The 21,719-nt window shown below is 70.9% G+C and carries 21 protein-coding genes; 7 read left to right on the top strand and 14 right to left on the bottom strand.

Annotated features, from left to right (window positions below; all coding sequences use genetic code 11):
• Positions 1–158: 158 nt before the first annotated feature.
• The 7 genes from ABD978_RS13310 to ABD978_RS13280 all read right to left on the bottom strand — a co-directional run bounded on the left by ABD978_RS13310 (position 159) and on the right by ABD978_RS13280 (position 7,258).
• Positions 159–2,114: an acetoacetate--CoA ligase gene (locus ABD978_RS13310; protein WP_345353526.1), complete on the bottom strand. Its 1,956-nt coding sequence runs from the start codon at positions 2,112–2,114 to the stop codon at positions 159–161.
• Between the two features lie 87 nt (positions 2,115–2,201).
• Positions 2,202–2,912, bottom strand: coding sequence for an HAD family hydrolase (locus tag ABD978_RS13305; RefSeq protein ID WP_345353524.1), 711 nt, complete (start codon positions 2,910–2,912; stop codon positions 2,202–2,204).
• A gap of 102 nt (positions 2,913–3,014) precedes the next feature.
• On the bottom strand, positions 3,015–3,560 hold the full coding sequence (locus tag ABD978_RS13300) for a hypothetical protein (protein ID WP_345353522.1): 546 nt from the start codon (positions 3,558–3,560) through the stop codon (positions 3,015–3,017).
• A gap of 82 nt (positions 3,561–3,642) precedes the next feature.
• Positions 3,643–5,271 (bottom strand): L-glutamate gamma-semialdehyde dehydrogenase, encoded by a 1,629-nt coding sequence (pruA, locus tag ABD978_RS13295; RefSeq protein WP_345353520.1) that lies wholly within the window; start codon positions 5,269–5,271, stop codon positions 3,643–3,645.
• An 85-nt stretch (positions 5,272–5,356) separates the two neighbouring features.
• The gene (locus ABD978_RS13290; protein WP_345353518.1) at positions 5,357–5,992 is read right to left on the bottom strand and encodes an HAD family hydrolase; all 636 of its coding nucleotides are present in this window, start codon (positions 5,990–5,992) and stop codon (positions 5,357–5,359) included.
• 42 nt (positions 5,993–6,034) lie between these two features.
• Positions 6,035–6,541: a DUF6912 family protein gene (locus tag ABD978_RS13285; RefSeq protein WP_345353516.1), complete on the bottom strand. Its 507-nt coding sequence runs from the start codon at positions 6,539–6,541 to the stop codon at positions 6,035–6,037.
• A gap of 75 nt (positions 6,542–6,616) precedes the next feature.
• Complete coding sequence (locus ABD978_RS13280; RefSeq protein WP_345353514.1) at positions 6,617–7,258, bottom strand: HAD family hydrolase; 642 nt, start codon at positions 7,256–7,258, stop codon at positions 6,617–6,619.
• A 153-nt stretch (positions 7,259–7,411) separates the two neighbouring features.
• On the opposite strand from ABD978_RS13280, the gene ABD978_RS13275 reads away from it, so the two are divergent.
• Positions 7,412–8,338, top strand: a complete 927-nt coding sequence (locus tag ABD978_RS13275; RefSeq protein WP_345353512.1) for a hypothetical protein — start codon at positions 7,412–7,414, stop codon at positions 8,336–8,338.
• A 9-nt stretch (positions 8,339–8,347) separates the two neighbouring features.
• Here the strand turns inward: ABD978_RS13275 and ABD978_RS43865 are convergent, their stop codons facing one another.
• Together ABD978_RS43865 and ABD978_RS13270 are read right to left on the bottom strand one after the other, a co-directional pair.
• The gene (locus ABD978_RS43865) at positions 8,348–8,467 is read right to left on the bottom strand and encodes a DUF397 domain-containing protein (RefSeq protein ID WP_425550698.1); all 120 of its coding nucleotides are present in this window, start codon (positions 8,465–8,467) and stop codon (positions 8,348–8,350) included.
• The gene (locus tag ABD978_RS13270; protein WP_345353510.1) at positions 8,464–9,246 is read right to left on the bottom strand and encodes a helix-turn-helix domain-containing protein; all 783 of its coding nucleotides are present in this window, start codon (positions 9,244–9,246) and stop codon (positions 8,464–8,466) included. Before ABD978_RS13270 ends, ABD978_RS43865 begins: the two co-directional genes overlap by 4 nt.
• A 101-nt stretch (positions 9,247–9,347) precedes the next feature.
• Here ABD978_RS13270 and ABD978_RS13265 point away from each other — a divergent pair, with 101 nt between their 5' ends.
• Entirely contained in the window at positions 9,348–9,605 is a 258-nt protein-coding gene (locus ABD978_RS13265) for a hypothetical protein (RefSeq protein ID WP_345353508.1), read from the top strand.
• A 434-nt stretch (positions 9,606–10,039) separates the two neighbouring features.
• Here the strand turns inward: ABD978_RS13265 and ABD978_RS13260 are convergent, their stop codons facing one another.
• Genes ABD978_RS13260 through ABD978_RS13245 form a run of 4 tightly spaced genes read right to left on the bottom strand, consistent with a single transcriptional unit; the run spans position 10,040 to position 15,598 of the window.
• Positions 10,040–11,794: an ABC transporter ATP-binding protein gene (locus tag ABD978_RS13260; protein WP_345353506.1), complete on the bottom strand. Its 1,755-nt coding sequence runs from the start codon at positions 11,792–11,794 to the stop codon at positions 10,040–10,042.
• Between the two features lie 26 nt (positions 11,795–11,820).
• Complete coding sequence (locus ABD978_RS13255) at positions 11,821–12,720, bottom strand: ABC transporter permease (RefSeq protein WP_345353504.1); 900 nt, start codon at positions 12,718–12,720, stop codon at positions 11,821–11,823.
• A 31-nt stretch (positions 12,721–12,751) separates the two neighbouring features.
• Positions 12,752–13,705 carry an ABC transporter permease gene (locus ABD978_RS13250; protein WP_345353502.1) on the bottom strand — a complete coding sequence of 318 codons (954 nt, stop codon included), beginning with the start codon at positions 13,703–13,705 and terminating at the stop codon, positions 12,752–12,754.
• 60 nt (positions 13,706–13,765) lie between these two features.
• Positions 13,766–15,598 carry a peptide ABC transporter substrate-binding protein gene (locus ABD978_RS13245; RefSeq protein WP_345353500.1) on the bottom strand — a complete coding sequence of 611 codons (1,833 nt, stop codon included), beginning with the start codon at positions 15,596–15,598 and terminating at the stop codon, positions 13,766–13,768.
• Positions 15,599–15,921: 323 nt separating this feature from the next.
• Here ABD978_RS13245 and ABD978_RS13240 point away from each other — a divergent pair, with 323 nt between their 5' ends.
• From ABD978_RS13240 to ABD978_RS13225, 4 genes are read left to right on the top strand one after another with little or no spacing between them, the layout of a single operon-like run.
• A complete protein-coding gene (locus ABD978_RS13240) occupies positions 15,922–17,034 on the top strand; it encodes an ROK family transcriptional regulator (RefSeq protein ID WP_345353498.1) in 1,113 nt (370 codons plus the stop codon).
• Between the two features lie 27 nt (positions 17,035–17,061).
• Complete coding sequence (locus tag ABD978_RS13235; RefSeq protein WP_345353496.1) at positions 17,062–18,522, top strand: M81 family metallopeptidase; 1,461 nt, start codon at positions 17,062–17,064, stop codon at positions 18,520–18,522.
• 28 nt (positions 18,523–18,550) lie between these two features.
• The gene (locus ABD978_RS13230; protein ID WP_345353494.1) at positions 18,551–19,291 is read left to right on the top strand and encodes a copper homeostasis protein CutC; all 741 of its coding nucleotides are present in this window, start codon (positions 18,551–18,553) and stop codon (positions 19,289–19,291) included.
• 28 nt (positions 19,292–19,319) lie between these two features.
• Entirely contained in the window at positions 19,320–19,880 is a 561-nt protein-coding gene (locus tag ABD978_RS13225) for a hypothetical protein (protein WP_345353492.1), read from the top strand.
• 27 nt (positions 19,881–19,907) lie between these two features.
• Here the strand turns inward: ABD978_RS13225 and ABD978_RS13220 are convergent, their stop codons facing one another.
• The gene (locus ABD978_RS13220; protein ID WP_345353490.1) at positions 19,908–20,702 is read right to left on the bottom strand and encodes a class I SAM-dependent methyltransferase; all 795 of its coding nucleotides are present in this window, start codon (positions 20,700–20,702) and stop codon (positions 19,908–19,910) included.
• A gap of 77 nt (positions 20,703–20,779) precedes the next feature.
• On the opposite strand from ABD978_RS13220, the gene ABD978_RS13215 reads away from it, so the two are divergent.
• A complete protein-coding gene (locus ABD978_RS13215; RefSeq protein ID WP_345353488.1) occupies positions 20,780–21,652 on the top strand; it encodes an AraC family transcriptional regulator in 873 nt (290 codons plus the stop codon).
• Positions 21,653–21,719 lie beyond the last annotated feature (67 nt).

Here is a 21,719-nt window from a genome sequence, read left to right as displayed (position 1 = left end):
GGCCGGCCGGGGCGTCGATCAATCCCCTGCCGGCGCGCCGATCGGAGCATGGGCGACGAACCGCATCTGCCGAACATATCCCCACCGACTCCGCGTTCCCAGAGCGCGTCGCGCCAGGTGACGGACATGTCCCGTACGAGAGACGCGCCCGGCTCCGGTCAGGAATCCGGGGTGAAGTGGCGCAACACCTCGGGGTTGGCCATCGCGTCCGGATTCGCCGCCTTGTCGATGGGCGTGCCGAGCAAGATCTTACGGACTGGAACCTCGAGCTTTTTACCGGACAGGGTGCGCGGCACGCCCGGCACCACCCGGATCTCGTCGGGGACGTGCCGGGGGGACAGCGTCGACCGCAGGGCGGCGCGGATCCTGCCGACCAGGTCGTCGGACAGGGCGACCCCCTCGGCGAGCTGGACGTACAGCAGCAGGCGGCCCTCCGCGCCGAGCTGCCCGGTGTCGACGACCAGGGAGTCGGCGATCTCGTCGAACCCCTCGACGACGCGGTAGAAATCGGCGGTGCCCATGCGGACGCCTCCGCGGTTGAGGGTCGAGTCGGACCGCCCGTAGATCACGCAGCCGCCGTCGGGCAGCACCTTGATCCAGTCGCCGTGCCGCCAGATGCCGGGGTACACCCCGAAGTAGGAGTCGCGGTAGCGCTCGCCGTCCTCGTCGTTCCAGAAGTAGATCGGCATGGACGGCATCGGCTCGGTGAGCACCAGCTCCCCGACCTCGCCGATGACCGGCTCGCCCTTCTCGTCGTACGCCTCGATCTTCGCGCCGAGGCCGCGGCACTGGATGACGCCCGCGCGCAGCGGCAGCAGCACGCACGGCCCGACGAACCCGGTGGCCACGTCGGTGCCGCCGGAGAACGAGCCGACCAGCAGGTCCCGGCCGATGTGGTCGTACAGCCAGCCGAAGCCCTCCGGGGGCAGCGGCGAACCGGTCGAGCCGATTCCGCGGATCCGGGACAGGTCGTACTCCCGGCCGGGGTCGAGGCCCGCCTTCATCGACGCCAGGACGTACGGCGCGCCGACCCCGAAGTAGGTCACCCCGGTCTCGGCGGCCAGCCGCCACAGCGTGTCGCCGCCGGGCGCGCCGTCGTACAGCACGATCGTCGCGCCGACGAGCAGGCCGCCGATGAGGTAGTTCCACATCATCCAGCCGGTGGTCGTGTACCAGAAGAACACGTCGCCGGGGCCGAGGTCCTGGTGGAACGTGAGGGCCTTGAGGTGCTCCAGCACGATGCCGCCGTGGCCGTGCACGATCGGCTTGGGCAGGCCCGTGGTGCCCGAGGAGTACAGGATCCACAGCGGATGGTCGAAGGGCACCTCCTCGAAGGCGAGCGGCTCTCCGGAGCGCCGCAGCTCGGCGTACCGGAGCGCGCGGCCCTCCCCGATCGCGGGGGCGTCGAGATCGAGGTACGGGATCGTGACCGTGGCCGTCAGCGTGGGCAGCGCCGCCTGGATGTCCCGGACCACCCCGGACCGGTCGAACCGCTTGCCGTTGTAGGCGTAGCCGTCCACCGCGATCAGCACCTTGGGCTCGATCTGGGTGAACCGGTCGATCACACTCGGCGCGCCGAAGTCCGGCGAGCACGACGACCAGACCGCGCCCAGGGACGCGGTCGCCAGGAAGGCGACCAGGGCCTCGGGGATGTTCGGGACGTACGCCGCGACGCGGTCGCCGCGGCCGACGCCGAGCGCCCGCAGCCCGGCGCGCACCTCGGCGACCTCGGCGGCGAGCTCCCGGTAGGTCAGCGTCCGCGAACGGGACGGACCGGAGCCGTCGTCGGCCTCCGTCCGGAAGATCACCGCCGTGGCGTCCGGATCCTCCTCGGCCCGCCGCAGCGTGTTCCGGGCGTGGTTGAGCGTCGCGCCGAGGAACCAGCGGGCGTCCGGCATCTCGGCGCGCTCCAGCGCCGGCCCGGCGCCGCGGTCGCCCAACACGCCGAAGTAGGACCAGATCGCGTCCCAGAAGGCGCCGACCTCGGTGACGGACCAGCGCCACAGCTCGTCATGGGAGCCGAACCCGCGCTCTTCCATGAACCGGGCGACACGGGCGGTCCGGCGGACCTCCTCGGACGGCTCCCACAACAGGTCACCCTCGGCAACGGACACGGCACGGCCTCCTCATGTTCTTGAGGAATCCAGCATTCACGGGGGCGGCCACCGATCGCAATGCCGGGTTCCCACATGCCTCTTCCGTCACTCGTGTGGCGTCGCGGTGAGCTCCTCGATCGCGGCGACGACCGCGTCGGTCTCGGCGAGGCTCGGCAGCACGGCGTCCGCGCCCGCGCCGCGCAGCTCCGCCTGAGTGGCCGTGCCCGTCGCGACCGCGATCGACTTCGCGCGGGCGATCTTCGCCGCCTGCACGTCGCGCGGGGAGTCGGCCACGAGCACCGTCGCGGCCTCGGCGATCACGCCGCGGTACCGCTCCCCCGTGCGGGTGCGGGCCAGCTCGACCAGGGCGGCCTTGGGGTAGGTCTCCGAGCCGTACCCGCCGACCTCGAAGTCGAGGTACTTGGCCAGGCCGAGCGTCTTGAGCTTGGTGACGGCGTTCGGCCGGATGGAGCCGGTCAGCACCGACTGGACGACGTCGCGCCGCCGGGCCACCGCCGCGAGGGCCTCACGGGCGCCGGGCAGCACCCGCCCCTCCTTGCGGACCGCCCCCTTGCGCGCCGAGAAGGCGTCGGCCAGGGCGGCCATGAACTCCGGCAGGTGGTCCTCGGTCGGGGCGACGTCGTTGAACGCCAGGGTCTCGAAGATGATCTCCGACTCGGTGCGCCCGGCGGTCGGCGCGAGCCGGACGAGCGGCCGCCCGGTGACGCGTTCGAACGCCTCGGCGTACGCCTCCCGGGTCACCTTGCCGACGTCGACCAGCGTGTGATCGACGTTCCACAGCACCAGACGAGGCATCACGGTCTCCTGCACGGAGTGAACACGGGGCCGGTCAATCGTGGAGGGTCCCGGCCCGTCCGCGCAAACCCGGCCGCTCGGGCGCCGGGAGGACTCAGGGCGTCAGGAGAAGCGGCCCGTGGTGGCCTGGATCCCGCCGATCACCTCGAGCGGGATCGTCCCGCCCACCGGCTCGGTGAACCGGCCCAGGAACGTGTGGATGGTCATCCGGCCGCGCGGCGGCCGGTCCGCCGGGGTCTCCACGACGACACGCACGGTCCTGGTCTCGCCGGGGTCCAGCCGCTGGAAGATGCACTCGACCCGCCCGACCCCCGAGCACGCCGGGTCGCTGACGGACACGACGGAGAGTCGGTCGTCCATGCCCGGCGCGGCGACCTTGACGCTGCGCGCGACGACGTGCCGGATGGTCTCCGGACCGGCGTTGGTCACACGGAAGCCGTAGACGGCGCGGTGGCCCGGGACGAGCCGGTGACCGGCCACGGGGGCCAGCGACGGGTCGGCGCGGACGGAGAGGCGCGCCAGGTCGGCGTCGCCGTCCGCGTCGACGACGCGGGCGGGCCGTGGCTCGGGCACGGTGAGCGCCTTGACCGCGAATCCGGCCGCCGCCGCGCAGCCGACGACGGCGGCCAATGACGTCAGACGCCGCACACAGCCCCCCGGTCCGTTCTCGGCGTGTCAGGCGTTCGGCCTGGTCACAGGCCAGATTACTCGCCAGGGGGCGCGGAGGCGATCACCCCATGTGCGGGTACCGGTGATCGGTCGGCGGCGCGAAGGTCTCCTTGACCGCTCGGGTGCTCACCCATCGGGTCAGGTTGAAGATCGAGCCGGCCTTGTCGTTGGTGCCGCTGGCCCGCGAGCCGCCGAAGGGCTGCTGCCCGACGACCGCGCCCGTCGGCTTGTCGTTGACGTAGAAGTTGCCCGCGGCGAACCGCAGCCTCTCCGACGCCTCGGCGATGGCCCGGCGGTCCTGGGCGATGATCGATCCGGTGAGGGCGTACGGCGCGGCGCTCTCCATCTGGGCGAGCACCCTGTCGTAGTCGGCGTCGTCGTAGACGTGCACGCCGAGGATCGGGCCGAAGTACTCCGTGGTGAAGATCTCGTCCTCGGGGTCGGCGCTCTGCAGCACCGTGGGCTGGACGAAGTAGCCCTCGGAGTCGTCGAGGCCGCCGCCGACGAGGACGTCGATGGCGTCATGGGAGCGGGCGCGCTCGATCGCGGCCCGGTGCTTGGCGAACGCCCGGTCATCGATCACGGCGCCCATGAACACCGACAGGTCCTCGGCGACGTCGCCCATGGTCAGGGACTCGACCGTGCCGAGGAAGTCGTCGCGCATGGTGTTCCACACCGAGCGCGGGACGTACGCCCGGGAGGCGGCGGAGCATTTCTGGCCCTGGTACTCGAACGCGCCGCGGATCAGCGCGGTGGCGAGCACCCGCGGGTCGGCCGACGCGTGGGCGACGACGAAGTCCTTGCCGCCGGTCTCGCCGACGAGTCGGGGGTAGGTGCGGTAGCCGGCGATGTTCTCCCCGACGGTGCGCCACAGGTGCTGGAAGGTCGCGGTCGAGCCGGTGAAGTGGATGCCGGCCAGGTCCGGGTGCCGCAGCGCGACGTTGGAGACCGCCTCGCCGTTGCCGGTGACCAGGTTGATCACGCCGGGCGGCAGGCCGGCCGCCTCGAGCAGGCGCATCGTGAAGTGCGCGGCGAACGCCTGCGTCGGCGAGGGCTTCCAGACGACGACGTTGCCCATGAGGGCGGCGGAGGTGGGGAGGTTCCCGGCGATCGCCGTGAAGTTGAACGGCGTGATCGCGAGGACGAAGCCCTCCAGCGGCCGGTACTCCAGGCGGTTCCACACGCCGGGCGAGCTGATCGGCTGCTGGGCGAGGAGCTCCCGGGCGAAGGAGACGTTGAAGCGGAGGAAGTCGATGAACTCGCAGGCCGCGTCGATCTCCGCCTGCTGCACGGACTTGGACTGGCCGAGGATGGTGGCGGCGTTCAGGGTGTTACGCCAGGGGCCGGACAGCAGGTCGGCGGCCTTGAGGAAGATCGCGGCGCGGTCGTCGAACGACAGCGCCCGCCAGCCCGGCGCGGCCTGCCGCGCGGCGTCGATGGCCGCGCGCACGTCGTCGTCGGTCGCCTCCCGGGCCTGGCCGAGGACGTGCCGGTGCTTGTGCGGCTGCACCGTGTCGACGGGCCGTCCGCCACCGAGCCGCTGCTCGCCTCCGATGGTCATCGTGAGGTCGACCCGCTCGCCGGCGAGCTCCTTGATCTTCGCCTCGATGCCGGTCCGGTCCTGGCCGCCGGGGGCGTACGCCTTGACCGGCTCGTTCACGGGCACCGGTACGTTCGTGACAGCGTCCATGAGAGATCTCCCCGCAGTTCGTGACAGCGTCGTCATGATGATCCGGGTGAGGATCGTGGTCGCGTCCCCTCGTGAGGACCGCAGGTCAAATGTATGCGGAGATCTCGGTGAGCCGGTCCACCACCGGAAGGCCGAGACGGGCCAGATCCGCCCGCGCCTGCGTCCCTCCGGCATACAGGATCGCGCGCGCCCCCGCGTGCCGGGCGGCCGCCGCGTCGTCGGCGCTGTCCCCGACCGCCACGACCTCGGCCGGGTCGACCCCCAGCCGGGACAGGTGCCGGACCATGAACTCCGCCTTCGACCCGCCGGCCTCCCCCGGCCGCAGGCCGTCGACCCGGCGGAAGATCTCGCCGATGCCGTGCTCGCGTACCGCGACGGTCAGCCGGTCGTGGTGCCACATCGACAGCAGGGACTGGGTGTGCCCGGCGTCGGTCAGCGCGTCGATCGCGTGCCGGGCGTCCGCCGCGAGCCGGCAGCGCTCCATCAGCCGGTGGTAGGAGTCATGGAACGCCGCGTCGAGCCGCTCCCACTCGCCCTCTTCCAGCGCGCGGCCCAGCAGGCGCTCGTAGCAGGCCCAGATCGGACGGCTGTAGATCGCCTGGAACCCCGCCCGGTCCATCATCGGCAGGCCGTACGACGCGAAGACCTCGTTGGTCGCGTCCACGGTCGCGTCGATGTCGTCGAACAGCGTGCCGTTCCAGTCCCAAACGATGTGCGTCATAGCCAATCGAGCATAGGTCAGAACGCCCGTCGGCTGAAAGCGTCACGGGAACAGGTCGCGCAGCTCCTGGGTGGCGTACCACATGAGGTCGTGCCCGGCGGCGCCGTCGACGGTGAACTTCGCGTCGTCGTCACCGGCGTCCGCGGCCTCGATCGCGCCGCGCGCCGCGCGGATGTCGACCTCGGCCTCGGCGTCGTCGACGTGCCCGGACGCGATCCGGTTGAACGGGATCGGCTCCGACACGCGGACGAGGGCCCGCTCGTCGGCGTCGACGAGGTCGCCGACGGCGAAGGTCACGGCCTTGTCGGGCACCTCGGCGGCGATGACGACCCGGCGGGACGGCGCCTCGGGATCGGCGGCGAGCAGCCGGAGGGACGCCTTCGCGGCGTCCGACATCGCGGCGTACTCGAGCTCCTCGAGGTCCGCGGAGGCGTACCACTCGCGCAGCGCCGGCGTCACGGCGTAGGCGGTCAGCGGCACCGGCCCGACCTCACGGTCACGGAGGATCCGGGCCAGGCCGCCGAGTGTGGACGGTAGATAAACGCGCATGGTCCTGGAGAGTGTGCCAGTCCCGGCGCGCCGATGCGCGCCCTATCCGCACCGACACCCCGAGCCGGGCCGCCGTCAGCCGAGCGGGATGCCCAGCAGTCCCTCCAGGCGGGCAACGGTGCTCACGCTGTCGACGTAGTGCACGCCGGTGATGCCGAGCTCCTCGGCGGCGCGCACGTTGTGCTCGATGTCGTCGACGAACGCGCACTCCTCGGGCGGCAGCCCGATCAGCTCCAGCGCGTGATGGAAGATCGCCGGGTCCGGCTTGCGCAGCCTGACCTCCGAGGAGATCACGACCGCGTCGAACAGCTCGGTGAACAGCTCCCGCGGATAGGTGTTGCCCCAGGAGTTGGACAGCAGGCACGTACGGACGCCGGCGCCCTTCGCCCGGCGCAGCGCGTCGTACATCGGCTCGACCGGCTCGAAGGCGTGGAACATCCTGGTCAGCAGCCCGTCGGCGGGCACCGGCGTGCCGGTCCGGGTGCGCAGCCGCTCGGCCAGCAGAAACTCGAACTCCGCCGGGCTCAGCGACCCGTCCTCCAGCCCGTGGATCGGGTTGACGCCGTCACCGGCGTACGCCTGGCTCACCCACTCCTTCATCACCAGCTTGTAGACCTCGGCGTCGATGTCGTCCACCTCGATCCACGCCGTGATCGCTTCCTTCAGCGGCGTGGTGAGCACGCCGCCCCAGTCGGTGATGAGCCCGCGAACCGTCACGAAGCCGATCGTAAGCCACCGATCCCCCAACAACCGAACGCGGTTCTATGCGACGGCAGCGTACGGAACGCTCGGCAATGGCCTGCCCAAAAGGGATCGGAGCGCAGGAGCACGCCGCCACGCGTCAGCGGAGGAGGGCAGTACTGTGCGCGGGTGATCGATGACCTGGTCGACCGGATCCTGGCCGGTGACGATGACGCCGCGTGGGAGCTCGAGGAACTGGTTGAGGACGACCCGGACGCTCTTCGGCCGTACCTCTCGCGACTGCTCGACGCGGACGACGTCTACCTTCCGGAGGCGCTGTTCCGCGACGCGGGCGAGGACGTGCAGCGCGAGGCCGCGGCGCGGGTCGACGCCGGTTCCCCGAACGTCTGGCTGGTGACGATGCTCACGGCCACCCACGGTCCGGTGGTCGAGGCGGCGTTCCGGCGCTGGCGGAGGCAGCCGCCACCGGGCATCGACGCCGACACCCTCGCCAACGTGCTTCCCCGGTACGGCTGGGACTTCGAGACCGACGGACGGGCCCGGGAGATCCGCGGGGCCACGGCGTACGCGCTGGTGCCCGAGGACGGTCCCGCGTCGGCCGAGGAGGAGTGCCCGTGGTGCGGCGGCCCGCTCTGGGTGCTCCTCGACGTCGACACCGCCGACCCCCGCGTCGCCTCCACGCTCGCTCACACCGGTTGGCAGGGGCGGTTGCGGATCGTCGCCTGCTTCCTCTGCTGCATCTACCCCCGAGTCTCCTTCGCAGAGGTGACCCCCGACGGCGGTGCCACGTGGTCCCCGCGTACCGCCCGGCCCGGCTACCTGGACGGCAAGAAGCTGGAAAAGGCGGCCCCGCCCCCGGTACGCCTGACCGTGGGCGAACGACGCCCTGACCGATACCTGGGCGGACCCACCCTCGGTGGGGAGCCCCACTGGGTCCAGGACCCGGACTACCCCGACTGCCCCGCCTGCGGAAAGGTCATGAACTACGTCGGCGGCGTGGTCGGAACGGTCATCCGCGAATACGTGGACTGCAGCTTCTACCTCTTCCTGCACGCCCCCTGCGGCCTGGCCGCCGTGGTCACCCAGACCACCTGAAGTCCCGCTCTAGCCCTCGCGAGCAGGGGCGGCCCGAACGACGGCAGCGACCTCGACGCACTGGCCGCCCGTGGTGCCACTGTGGCTGCTCTTGCGCCAAGGAGCCGTGAACACGTCCTGAGTCTTCATAGGTTCTCCCAAACCGTGCGAAGCAACTTCAGGGAGTCATATGCGGACATAGCCGCACCCCTGATCAAATTGAAGCCTAGTACATGGGCTTGCACCTTGTCGGATTGATCGATTACCTGACCTTCGGCATGGCCTTCGACGTAAACGAGGTCGGAACGGTCATCGAAACTAAGCAGGGTGAATGCGCCCATGACACCGGCGTAGGCTCCGGTCCGACTCGGCACGACCTGAATCGTGACGTTGGGATCTCCAGCACGTTCGATCAACTGACCGATCTGCTCCTTGCGAATGTCCTCCCCGCCGATCTGCCGATGCAGGACGCCTTCATCGAGGATGAGCACGATGACCGGAGGGCTCTCTCGGGCAAGAATCCCCTGACGCTCTATCCGTGTGGCAACCAGTCCATCCACAACCTCTGATTTCCGTCCGGCCGCGAGCAGTTCGTGGGCGTACTGCGGGGTCTGGAAGAGGCCGGTGACGACCATGTTCTCGAAGATGCACATCATCGTCGCCTGGGCTTCCAGCTCGACGAAGCCGGAGAAGCCTGGGGGTAGTGCGGCGTGTTTGCCGGCGCGGCGGATCTCCAGCCACATGCGGTGGAAGGTCTCGGGGGTCTTGAAGTAGGTGTCGAGGTCCTCCGACGTCGCCTCCGATGGTGCGCGCAGGGCGGTCTCGAGCTTTTCGATCCATTGAGGTGTGCAGCCCAGTGCGTCGGCCAGCGCCTGGCGGGAGAGCTTGGCTGCTTCGCGGTGGCCGCCTGGGGAGTTCCGATCGGCCACCTGAACGACTCGGCTCGGCTCTTGGCCGTCGACGACATCGCCGAGCCGATCCGGGTGATCAGCAAGGTCGCCTGCGTCCCGCTACGGCGAGGAGAGTCACGATGACGCCCGAAGAACGGCTCATGCGCTCCCTCCCAGGGCTACGCGCGCTGGTGGACTCGCTCGCGGCACACTCACCATCCGAGGCCAGGGCGTTACTGCATCCGGACTCCCTCGTCCGCAAGTACCCGGCCGCCGCGCGCATGAGCCTCCAGCGGCGGCAGCGGGCCGACACCGACCAACTCCGCTACCTCGCCGTCGCCCTCAGGCGGTTCGACGAGATGACCGCCGAGGAATTCCACGCCTACCTGCGCGGCTGACCGGATCAGGTGCGGCTGCGACCGTACGGAATGCTCGGTAACGGCTCGTTGGCAAGGGACCAAAGCCCACACATCAGCGCCGCGAGGAGCGCTTTACCGAGCGTTCGGTACGCCTCCATGCCGCCACTCCCGCGAACAACACGGATGACCGGGACGAATCGGATGCCTGGCCGGGCCCTCGCGTCTAAAGCCGTCTACTCAGAGGAGAATTCGTCTCCTCTGAGTAGACACCCCAGAGCGCGAGCGGACCACCCGGCAGGGGGATTGCCGGTAATGCGGCGGTTACGCCGATCGTGGCCCCGAGGAAGCCTCGACGTGGCCGCTTCGCGCCGGCCGCCGCTGTCACGCCTATCCGGCGCCGGCGAGAAAGCGAACACGGCGGAAGCGGGCCACCCGAGCAAATCAGGCGAAAGCGGGCCGCCCGAGCGGCCGGGTCAGTCGCGGGCCGCTCTGAGCTCGGCCGCGCGGGCGCGGCGTTCGCGCTGCTCGACCGGGTCGGGTACGGGCGCGGAGCTGATCAGGCGGCGCGTGTAGGCCTCGCGCGGGTCGAACAGGACCTCATCACGCGGGCCCTCCTCGACCAGCTTGCCCTGGTTCAGCACCGCGACCCGGTCGGAGACCAGTCCGACGACGGCCAGGTCGTGCGTGATGAACAGGCAGGCGAAGCCGAGACGGGCCTGCAGCTCCAGGAACACGTCCAGCACGGCGGCCTGCACCGAGACGTCCAGCGCGCTGGTCGGCTCGTCGGCGATCACGAGGTCCGGGTCGAGGGCGAGCGCCCGCGCGATGCCGATCCGCTGCCGCTGCCCGCCGGACAGCTCGTGCGGATAGCGGAACCGTACGGCAGGGTCGAGCCGGACGCTCTCCAGCAGGGCGACGACCCGCTCGTCCCGGCCGCCGACCTTGTTGATCACCAGCGGCTCGGCGATGCAGTCGCCGACGGTCATCCGGGGGTCCAGGGAGGACGCGGGGTCCTGGAAGACGATGCCGCACCGTCGCCGCAGCCGCCGCAGCGCGCTCCCCCGCGCGCCGGTCAGCGAGTCGCCGAGCAGCCGTACGCTGCCCGAGGCCGGGGTGATCAGCCCGATCGCGGCGCGGCCGAGGGTCGACTTGCCGGATCCGGACTCGCCCACCAGGCCGAGGACCTCGCCCTTGGCGACCGTGAGGGAGACGTCGTCGACCGCGCGGACCTTGGTGCCGCCCTTGCCGCGGAACTGCACGACGAGGTTCTCGATGGCCAGCGCCGGCCGACCGTCGGACGCGCCCGCCGCGGGCCGCTCGGCGGCGCGGCCGGCCGCCCCGCCCTCGCCTTCGGTCCGGCCGCGCGAGGCGGTCCCCGCCGCGCCGTCGCCTTCCGCCTGGGCGTCGGGCGCCGTTCGCGGCGCGTCGCCGCGGGGCTTGAGGCGGGGGACGGCGCTGAGCAGGCGCTTGGTGTAGTCCGCGCGCGGGTTGGCGAACAGCTCCTCGACCGGGGCCTCCTCGACGACCCGCCCCTGGTACATGACGACGACCCGGTCGGCGATGTCGGCGACGACGCCCATGTTGTGGGTGATGACCAGCATCGCGGTGCCGAACCGGTCCCGGAGGTCGCGCAGGAGGTCGAGGATCTCCGCCTGCACGGTGACGTCCAGCGCGGTGGTGGCCTCGTCGGCGATCAGCACCTTCGGCTCGCACGCGATCGCCATCGCGATCATGACGCGCTGGCGGAGACCGCCGGACAGTTCGTGCGGGTACTGCCCGAGCCTGCGCCGCGCGTCCCGGATGCCCACCGTCTCCAGGAGCTCGGCGGCGCGGTCCAGGGCCTGCTTCCGCGACAGGCCGTCGATGTGCAGGCGGAGCGCCTCGGCGACCTGCCAGCCGACGGTGAACGCGGGGTTCAGCGCGGTCATCGGCTCCTGGAAGACCATGGCGATCTCCGAGCCGCGTACGGCGCGGAGCGCGGGGCCGTCCAGCGTCGTGACGTCGACCCCGCCGACCCGGACGCTGCCGCGTACGGTGGCCGTGGGCGGCAGCAGGCCCAGGGTGGACATGGACGTGACGCTCTTGCCGGACCCGGACTCGCCGACGACCGCGACGATCTCCCCCGGGTTCACGCGGATGCTGACGCCGTCGACCGCGCGGACCTTCGCGGAGCTTCCCGCGAAGGAGACGCTCAGGTCCTCGATGGCCAGGGCCGGGGAGTCGCTCACCGTCTCACCTTTCGTCTGGTTCCGCATCAGCGCCCCTGGAGCCGTACTTCGAAGGCGTCGCGCAGACCGTCACCGATGCAGTTGAACGCGCACACGACCAGCACGATCGCCAGGCCCGCCGGGAAGATCAGCCACCAGTAGCCCTCTGAGGTGTAGGAGATGCCCTTGCTGAGCATGCCGCCCCAGTCGGTCTTCGGCGGGGCCACGCCGAGGCCCAGGAAGCTGACGTAGGCGATGAGGAGGATCGCGTCGGCCACCTGGAAGGTCGCGTTCACCACCACCGTGCCGATGGCGTTCGGGATGACGTGCCGGAACACCGCGCGGCGGTGGCCGCCGCCCATCGCCTTCATCGCCTGCACGTAGTCGCGGCTGCGCAGGGACAGCGCCTCGGCCCGTACGAGCCGGGCCGGCACGAGCCACGAGACGCAGCCGATGATCAGGATCTGCACCGGCACCGTGGGACGGAGGATCGTCGCGGTCACGAGGAGCAGGAACAGGGCGGGGATCGCGATGCCCGCGTCGACCACGCGCATCATGATCGAGTCGATCCAGCCGCCGGCGTACCCGGAGATGGCGCCCCAGACCGTACCGATCAGCGTCGCCAGCAGCCCGGCGGCGATGCCGATCTCCAGGGACGTCTGGCCGCCGACCATCAGGCGGCCGAGCACGTCCCGGCCGACGTCGTCGGTGCCGAGGAGGTGCCCGCGCGTGCCGGGCGAGAGGGTGGCGTCGGCCAGTCGCGTGTGCGTCTGGTCGGTGTGGTGGATCAGCGGGCCGATGAAGCAGAAGACGAGCAGCAGGCCGAGGATGACCAGGCCCGTGAGGGCCAGCCGGTTGGCGAGGAACGACTTCACCATCCGGCGGTACGGTCCGGCCGCCGTGGCCGCGGGCTCCTGCTCGGTGAGCAGCGGAGCGGAGACGGTCATGAGCCCTCCTTAACCGGACGGAATGCGCGCGTCATCGGATCGCTCCGCGGACGCGGGGGTCGACGAGCGCCTGGATGATGTCGGCGAGCAGCGAGCCGATGACGGTGGCGAGCGCGATCACCATGACGGTGCCGAGCAGGATCGGGTAGTCGGACGTCTGCGCGGCGTTCCAGAACAGCAGCCCCATGCCGGGGTAGTTGAACACCGACTCGATGACCAGCGCACCGGAGAACAGCACCGGCAGGTAGTAGCCGAGCATCGCGATGATCGGGGTCAGCGAGTTGCGCATGATGTGCAGCCAGACGACCCGGCGTTCCGAGGCGCCCTTGGCCCGCGCGGTCCGTACGTAGTCCTCGGCGAGGTTGTCGAGCACCGCCGACCGCATGTACCGGCTGAACGCCGCGACCGTCGCGATCGCCCCGGCGAGGACGGGAAGGATCAGCGCGCGGGAGTCGGCGAACAGCGCGCCGAGCGACTGGCCCTGCGGCGCCTGCGGGGGCAGGATCGGGATCTTCTCGGTGAAGACGATCACGAGGATGAGCGCCAGGAAGAAGACCGGCGTCGCGTACCCGATGAACACCACGGTGGTGACCGCGTAGTCGGTCAGGCCCCGGCGCCGCCGTCCCTGCCACACGCCCAGCGGGATCGCGACGAGCAGCGCCACCAGCGTCGACAGCCCGGTCAGGACGAGCGTCTTGGGCAGCCGCTGGGAGATGAGCGAGCCCACCGACTGGTTCAGCGTGTACGAGTCGCCGAGGTCCCCGTGCAGCAGGCGGCTGAGGAACGCCCAGTACTGCTGGACCAGCGACTTGTCGAAGCCGTGCTCATGGTTGAACGCCGCGATGGCCTGCGGGCTGGCCTGGGGGCCGAGGATGCCCCGGGCGGGCCCGCCGGGGACCGAGTGCAGCAGCAGGAAGACGATCACGGTCACCAGCAGGATGACGACGATCGACTGCCCGAGGCGCTTTGCCAGGAAGCGGATCAACGGGGTTCCTCCGGCCAGAGTGAGGCCCGGGACGGCCGCCGGCCGTCCCGGGCGCGTCGGTTACTTCGTGAGGTACCAGCGCTGCGGCTGCATGGCGGCCAGGGGGTCCTGGACGACGCCGCGCAGGTTGTTGCGGATCGCCGACACCTGGTAGGCGGGGTTCGGCATCCAGATCACCGGGAGCTGCTTGGCGAGATAGGAGCTGTACTGCTGCATCGCCTGGGGGTCCGAGGAACTCGTCGACTCCTTGACCAGCTTGTCGGCCGTAGGGTCGCTGTAGCTGCCGAGGTTGGTGCCCGCGTCGGTGGAGAAGATCTGCTCACCGCTCGGGTACGCCGGGAAGTACCAGCTGCCCTGGGTGCCGAAGAAGGAGAGCTGCCAGGAGCAGGTCGACTGGTTCGGCTTGCACTCCGGGCTGTGGTCGAGGACGGAGTTCAGCGGCTCCGACTTGATCGACAGCGCGATGCCGATCTTCGACAGGGAGGACTGCAGCTCCTGCATCGTGTTGTCGGTCTCGGTGCTGCCGCTCTCGGTCAGCAGCGAGAACTTCAGCTGCGTGCCCGCCTTGATCCCGGCTCCGCACTGGTCGGCCCCGGTGCCCGGCTTCGTGCAGGAGGCGATGTTGCCGGCGATCGTCCACCCGTGCGACGTGATCAGCGCCTTGGCCTTGTTCACGTCGTAGGGGTACGGGTTGTTCTTCTGGTCCTGGGACAGGTACTTCGACACCGGCTGCTGGGGCACCGGCCCGTACCCGGGGGCGGCCTGGTCGTGCCAGATCACCCGCGAGATGGTCGCCTGGTCGATCGACATCTGCACGGCCTGCCGGATGTAGAGCTGCTTGAAGACCGCGCCCATCTCCGGGTTGTTGAAGTTGTAGGGGATGTAGGTGATCGCCCAGCCGTTCCAGGGCTTCACCTGGTAGCCGCTGTTCTCGATGGTCTTCTGCTGCGAGACCGCGAGCGCCGGCAGGTAGCCGTAGTCGACGCCGCCGGAGCGCAGGACGTTCAGCTCCGCCTGGGCGGAGGTGAACGGCTTGAAAGTGACGGTGTCCAGGTGGGCGGCGTCGTCACCGGTGTACTTCGCGTTCTTGGCGAGCGTCACCTGGCCGGTGGTGGTGAACTCCTTCACCGTGAACGGCCCGTCCGCGACCTTCCACAGCGGGTTGCTCGCGTACGCCGACAGCTTGCCGGCCTCGCCGATGAGGTACTTGAACACCTTCTTGGCGCCGTCGGTCGTGCGGTCGTAGTCGCCGACCTTGCCGCCGGTGTCCTCGACGTCCCACGCCGACTGCGGCATCGGCGTGACGTAGGTGAGCTGGTTCGCGGTGAACCAGTCCGGGTTGTACGCCTTGTTCAGGTCGAGCTTGAACGTCTTGTCGTCCACTGTCGTGAACTTCGCGACGTTGTCCGGCAGGTCGCCCTTGCTGTAGTTGCCCCACTGGTCCTTGTTGGCCTTGGCCAGGTTGAACCAGAACTCCACATCACGGGTGGTGACCTTCTGGCCGTTCGCCCAGGTCAGGTCCTTCAGCGTGATCGTGACCGTCTTGCCGCCGTTGGAGTAGACCGGGGTCTTGGCCGCGCCGGCCTTCTCGTCCAGGGCGACGGTGCCGCTCGACCCGTTGTAGGAGTACAGCGGCAGGAAGACGTTCTGCCGGATCGCGCTGTTGTACCCGGCCAGGTGGCCGGGGGTGCCCAGCGGGAAGATCCAGTTCGGCGTGGCGTTGGGCGGCAGCGCGAACGTCACCGCGCCGCCCTGCTGCGGCGTGCCGCCGCTCCCCGACGACCCCTGCCCACTGCCGGAGGAACATCCGGCCGCCAGCAGGGCGGTGGCCACGCCGAGCACCGCAAGCGAGGTGCGCGCGGCCGCCCGGAACGAGGGCGATGGTCTCTTCATCGGTGCTCCTGATGGGAGGAACGGACGTCGTCCGCAGGTTTCAGCGAGTCGTTCGGCCGACCGACCGGGGGCTTCGTTCGAGTGGCCGATCCGGCGGGGGTCGGTGGCGATGTGGCGGTGACGATACAGCGCCCCATCGAACCAAGACAAGACCGAATCGAAACAAGTGACGCACTCGGCTCCCGGAAACCGCCTGGTCACGGTCGCATAACGAGGTCACGTGGTGGACTGCCGTCACATCGGTTGCTATTGTCCGACCGAATCAACCGAAGTAACGTTCGGATCCGAAGCAAGTCTCCTGAACATTCGACTGAGGAGCTGCCGTGTCGGCCGCGCACATCATCGGGCTCGTCGCGTCGGGCCAGGCCACGTCGCGGGCCGAGCTGGCCCGGTTGCTCGGCTGGGCTCCGTCGACGGTCTCCGCCCATGTGCAGGAGCTGCTCGACGCCGGCCTGCTCCTGGAGTCCGGTGAGGGCCGCTCGCGCGGCGGGCGGCGGCCGCGCCTGCTCAGCGTCCCCGCGGGTGAGGGCGTGATGCTCGCCGCCGACCTGGGCGGCCACCACGCGCGCCTCGCGGCGCTGGACGGGACGGGCCGGCCCCAGAAGGTCCGCGATCTGGAGATGGACGTCAGCGCCGGGCCGGAACCCGTCCTGGATCAGATCATGGACGCGCTCGAAGAGCTCGGCGACGGTCGCCCGGTGCTCGGCGTCGGGATCGGGCTGCCCGGGCCGGTCGACCTCGACGGCGTCATGGTCGGGCCCTCCCGGATGCCCGGCTGGCACGGATACTCCGTACGCGAGCGGATGAGCAGGCGGTTCCAGACCCCCCTCGTCGTGGAGAACGACGCCAACCTCATGGCGATGGGCGAGACCGTCGCGCGCGGGCCGGACCTTCGTGACTTCGTCTTCGTCAAGGCCGGCACCGGCGTCGGCGCGGCCGTCGTGAGCGACGGCCGGCTGCACCGGGGCGCCCGCGGCTTCGCCGGCGACATCACCCACAACCGCGTCCCGGCGGGCGGCGACCGGCCGTGCAGCTGCGGCAACTTCGGCTGCCTGGAGACGATCGCCAGCGGTGCCGCGCTGGTCGCCGCCGTGAACGGCGACGGCGTCGACGTCAAGAGCACCGCCGACCTCGTACGCCTGGCCCGCGACCGGCACCCGACCGTCACGACCAACGTGAGGTTCGCCGGCCGGCAGCTCGGCGAGGTCCTCACCACGATCGTGAACTTCCTGAACCCCCAGGCGGTCGTCCTCAGCGGCGCGCTGGCCGGCTGCGACCTGTTCGTGGCGGCGGCGCGCGGCGTCCTGTACGAGCGATGCCTGCCCCCGACCACCCAGGACCTGGAGATCGCGGAGAGCGTCGCCGGGCCCGACGCCGGCCTGCTGGGCATCGGCCGCCTCATCCTCGACCAGGGCGTGGCCCTGGCCTCCTCCTGACCCCGCCCCCGTACGAAGGACCTTCCCGTGACAGCACTCCGCATCGGCATCGCCGGCATCGCGATCGAGTCGAGCACTTTCTCCCCGCATCTGACCCGCCTGGACGACTTCACCGTCACCCGGGACGACGCCCTGCTCGCGCGCTACGCCTGGCTCCGGGAGCAGCGGCCATGGTGCGCGGAGGTGGAGTGGGTGCCGCTGCTGCACGCGGTCTCACTGCCGGGCGGCGCCGTCGACCCCGACGTGTACGACGCCCTCGAGGCCGAGATCGTGGAACGTGCCAAAGCCTCGGGACCGCTGGACGGCCTGTTCTTCGACATCCACGGGGCGATGAGCGTCACGGGGCGCACCGACGCGGAGGCCGGCCTGGCCGCCGCCGTACGGACGGCCGTCGGCCCGGACACGCTGATCTCGGCGTCCATGGACCTGCACGGGAACGTCTCCCGCGAGCTCGCCTCGACGGTCGACCTGATCACCTGTTACCGGATGGCGCCGCACGAGGACGCCTGGGAGTCCCGGGAGCGAGCGGCGCGCAACCTCGTGACCCGGCTGCGCGACGGCGGCCGGCCGCGCAAGGCCTGGGTGCAGGTGCCGGTCCTGCTGCCCGGGGAGAAGACGAGCACCCGCATCGAGCCCGCCAAGAGCCTGTACGCCCGCGTACCCGAGGTCGAGGCGATGCCCGGCGTGCTGGACGCCGCGATCTGGGTCGGGTACGCCTGGGCCGACGAGCCCCGCTGCCGCGCCGCCGTGGTCGTCACCGGCGACGACGAGGCGACGATCACCGAGCAGGCCCGCGGGCTGGCCGAGGCGTACTGGAAGGCCCGCGCGGACTTCGCCTTCGTCGCCCCCACCGGCACCCTGCGGGACTGCCTCCGGTCCGCCATCGACAGCGACGCCCGCCCGTTCCTGATCAGCGACTCCGGCGACAACCCGACCGCCGGCGGCGCCGGCGACGTCTCCGCCACGCTGGAGTACCTGCTCGGGATCGAGGAGCTCCGCCTCGGGAAGGTCAGCGCGATCTACGCGAGCATCCAGGACCCCGAGGCGGTGGCCGCCGCGTTCGCCGCCGGCGAGGGCGCCGAAGTGGTGCTCCGGGTCGGCGGGAAGATCGACCCGAACCCGGCCGGGCCGGTCACCCTGGCGGGCACCGTCCAGGCCCTGCGCCGCGACGACCCGGTCGGCGGCGACGTCGCCGTGATCCGGACCGGCGGGCTGCAGGTCATCGTGACCGCCCGCCGCAAGCCGTACCACGAGATCCGCGACTTCACCTTCCTCGGTCTCGACCCCACCACGACCGACCTGGTGATCGTCAAGATCGGTTACCTGGAGCCGGAACTCTACGACGTCGCCGCCGACTGGCTGCTCGCGCTCACCCCCGGCGGCGTCGACCAGGACCTGCTCCGCCTCGGCCACCACGGCGTACGGCGGCCGCTGTTCCCATTCGACACCGACATGCCCGACCCGGATCTGACGCCCGAACTGCTCTGATCCACCCCCTCGCGAAAGGAACCGAAAAGTGCGTTACGAGATCTGCCTGGAATCGGCCGACGGCGTCGCGGCCGCGGCGGAGGCCGGCGCGGACCGGGTCGAGCTCTGCGCCGCCCTGCTCGAGGGCGGGATCACGCCGAGCATCGGGATGGTCGAACAGGCCGTCGCCCTCGCCGCCGGCCGGATCAAGGTCCATGTGATCATCCGCCCGCGCGGCGGCGACTTCGTCTACGGCCCCGCCGAGGTCGCGGCGATGCTCCGCGACATCGAGGCGGTCAAGGCCGCGGGCGCGGACGGCGTCGTCATCGGCGCGCTGACCCCGGACGCGCAGATCGACACGGAGCTGTGCGCACGGCTGGTCGAGGCCGCCCGTCCGCTCAGCGTCACCTTCCACCGGGCGTTCGACGTCACCCGCGACCCCGAGGCGGCGTTCGAGGACGTCGTCGGGCTCGGCGTGGACCGGCTGCTCACCTCCGGCGCGGCCCCCTCGGCCCTGGAGGGCACGGAGCTGATCGCGCGGCTCGTCGAGAAGGCCGCCGGGCGGATCATCATCCTGCCCGCCGGTGGGATCAACGAGCGCACGGCCGCACGCGTCGTCGAGGCGACCGGCGCCGAGGAGCTGCACTTCACCGCCTCCGAGGACCGGCCGTCGCCGTCCCGCTTCACCCGGCCGGGCATCTACATGGGCGGCGCGCTGTACCCGCCGGAGACCGTCCGCGCCGTCACCACCACGGCCCGGGTCCAGAGCATCATCGCCTCGGCCCCCTGATACCTCAAAATCATGCAAACTTCGGAGGGTGAAGATCTCCGACGGCGAACTACGGCGTATCCGGCTCGGCCCGACCGAAGATGACGAGGAAGGCCTGTTCCTCGTACGGGTGTTCTTCACGGCGGCCGACCCGGCCGCCGTGACCGCCCGTGCGCGCGAGGTGCTCGAACGCGTCATCGAGCGGGTCGATTCATGGCCGGCGGAGGAAGAGTGGCCGGAGATCCTCCCCTCCTGGTTCGTCGAACGGTTCGCACCGGAGGTCGAGCGGCCCGCGCCGGCGCCGGTCTTCGATCCCGCTGCCAGGGCCGCCGCCTGGCTGGAACGCTGGCAGGCCATGGCCCCCGCGGATCCGGCGGATCCGCCGGAGGAGGCCACCGCGGACGAGGCGTGGCGCCTTTCGAACTGGCTCTTCTCCTTCGACCCGAACGAGGAAGAGGGCGGCGGCGACCGGAGCTGGTGGTGGTGGGATGCCGGAACAGACGTGCCGGGCACGGGCTGGATCGACGTCGCCACGCCCAGGCTGCCTTTCGGCACCGGAACGCTGTACTGGCTGATCGAGGCGAGCGGCGGGGCGAATCCCGGCTACTGATCGCGCCCGCCGTCGCCTGAGCGCGGATCAGCCGGTCGTCTCGTGGCGAACGGCGCCGGCCTGCTTCGCACTGGCCGTGACCAGGCGGGTGGGGAACCAGGGACCGCCCCACCAGACCCGCCAGCCGAGGTTGCGGCGCCCCGTTTCGGACAGGCCGAGGGACCGCAGGCGGGCGAGGTACTGCCGGGTGAACCGGAGGTCGGCGATGAGGATCCGCCCGCCGGGGCGGAGGACCCGTACCGCCTCGTCGATCGCCGCCTCCCGCCCGGCGGCCTCCGGGATGTTGTGGATCGCGATGCTGCTGACGATCACGTCGAAGCTCTGGTCCTCGAACGGCAGGCTCGTCATGTCGCCGCTGTGCAACGTCACCCGCGCGGCCACACCTTCCAGCTCGGCGTTGCGGCGCGTCGCCGCGGGCGAGTTGCCCGTCTGGTCGGCCCGCCACAGGTCGACCCCGACCGCGCGGCCGTTGGGAAGCAGCTCCGCCGCGGCGAGCAGCACCGCGCCGCGACCACACCCGAGATCGAGCAGGTCCTCGTCGCCGCGCAGCCCGAGTTCGGTGAGAACGCGCGCCCAGACCCTGAACTTGCCCACGCGGGTCGTGAAGACGTACGAGACACCCGTCAGCACCAGCAAGAACGTGATCAGGCCGGTGATGACGGCGCCCACGGTCCGGCCGGCGGTGAGGTTGAGGATCGTGAACGCCGCCATGGCGGCGCAGAGCACGCCGAGAATCGTCGCTTGCCAGACCGCGGGTACCACCCGGAAATCCCCATCGACGCCGTACTCGCCCCGGCGCCGGCGCAGGTCGATATCGCTCATGAGCCCACTGTCGCCGTCCACGCGCGCCGGCGGCTTGAACAAATGTCCGCTGCAAACGGCTCGCGTAGCATGTGACGATGCGGTTCACCGGGCGCAAACGTGGCGTTACGGCTTTATGGGACGTCGCACACCCGGCGCGGCCCAGCCGGCTGGCCGGCGTCACCATGGCCGGGTTCGGTGTCCACAGCCTGGCGGCGGTTCGGATGGTCCCGCACCCCGCCGTGACAGTGGCCGTGGAGTTCGGCGCCGGCACGCCCACCGTGGACGATTCGGCCGGGCGGCGGCAGCGGGGCAGTCTCGTCGCCGGGGTCGGGTTCGGCGTCGGGGGCGGTGCCTGGGCTCGTGGGGAGAACGTCGAGTGCGTGCAGGTGCGGCTGTCCCCGATGGTCGTACGCGCGATTCTGGGCGTCTCCCCGGCCGACCTGGAGGGCACGGTGGTAGCCCTGGACGACCTGTGGGGCCGGGAGACGTCACGGATTCGCGAGCGACTGAGCGAAGTCTCCTCCTGGCAGGACCGTTTCGCCCTGACGGACGCGTTGCTCGCGCGCCGGTTCGAGGCGCGATCGTCCGTGGATCCGGAGGTGGCCTGGGTCTGGAAGCGGATCGTCGCCGACCACGGCCGGGTCCGGATCGACCGGCTGGCGGACGAGGTCGGCTGGAGCCGTAAGCGCCTGTGGTCGCGGTTCCACGCGCAGATCGGCCTACCGCCCAAGCGCGCCGCGCGGCTCGTCCGCTTCGACCACGCCGCCGACCGCCTGTCCGCGGGTGAAGGCGCGGCCCGAGTCGCGGCCGAGGCCGGCTACGCCGACCAGTCCCACCTGCACCGCGACGTCGTGGCCTTCAGCGGCGCGACCCCTGCGACCCTGACCAACGAGCCGTTCCTGGCCGTCGACGACGTCGCCTGGCCCACCCTCCGAACACCCAGCCCAAGCCCCACATCCGCCAACTGATCAGGGCGGGATCGCTTGCCACGAGGCCGCTGTGCCGGCGGCGGCCTCGTGGCGGTAGCGGCGGGCG

Source organism: Actinoallomurus liliacearum (genome assembly GCF_039542035.1).
Lineage (GTDB): Bacteria > Actinomycetota > Actinomycetes > Streptosporangiales > Streptosporangiaceae > Actinoallomurus > Actinoallomurus liliacearum.
The sequence above is the reverse complement of the archived record's forward strand: the minus strand, read 5'-3'. Positions and strand labels throughout refer to the sequence as shown.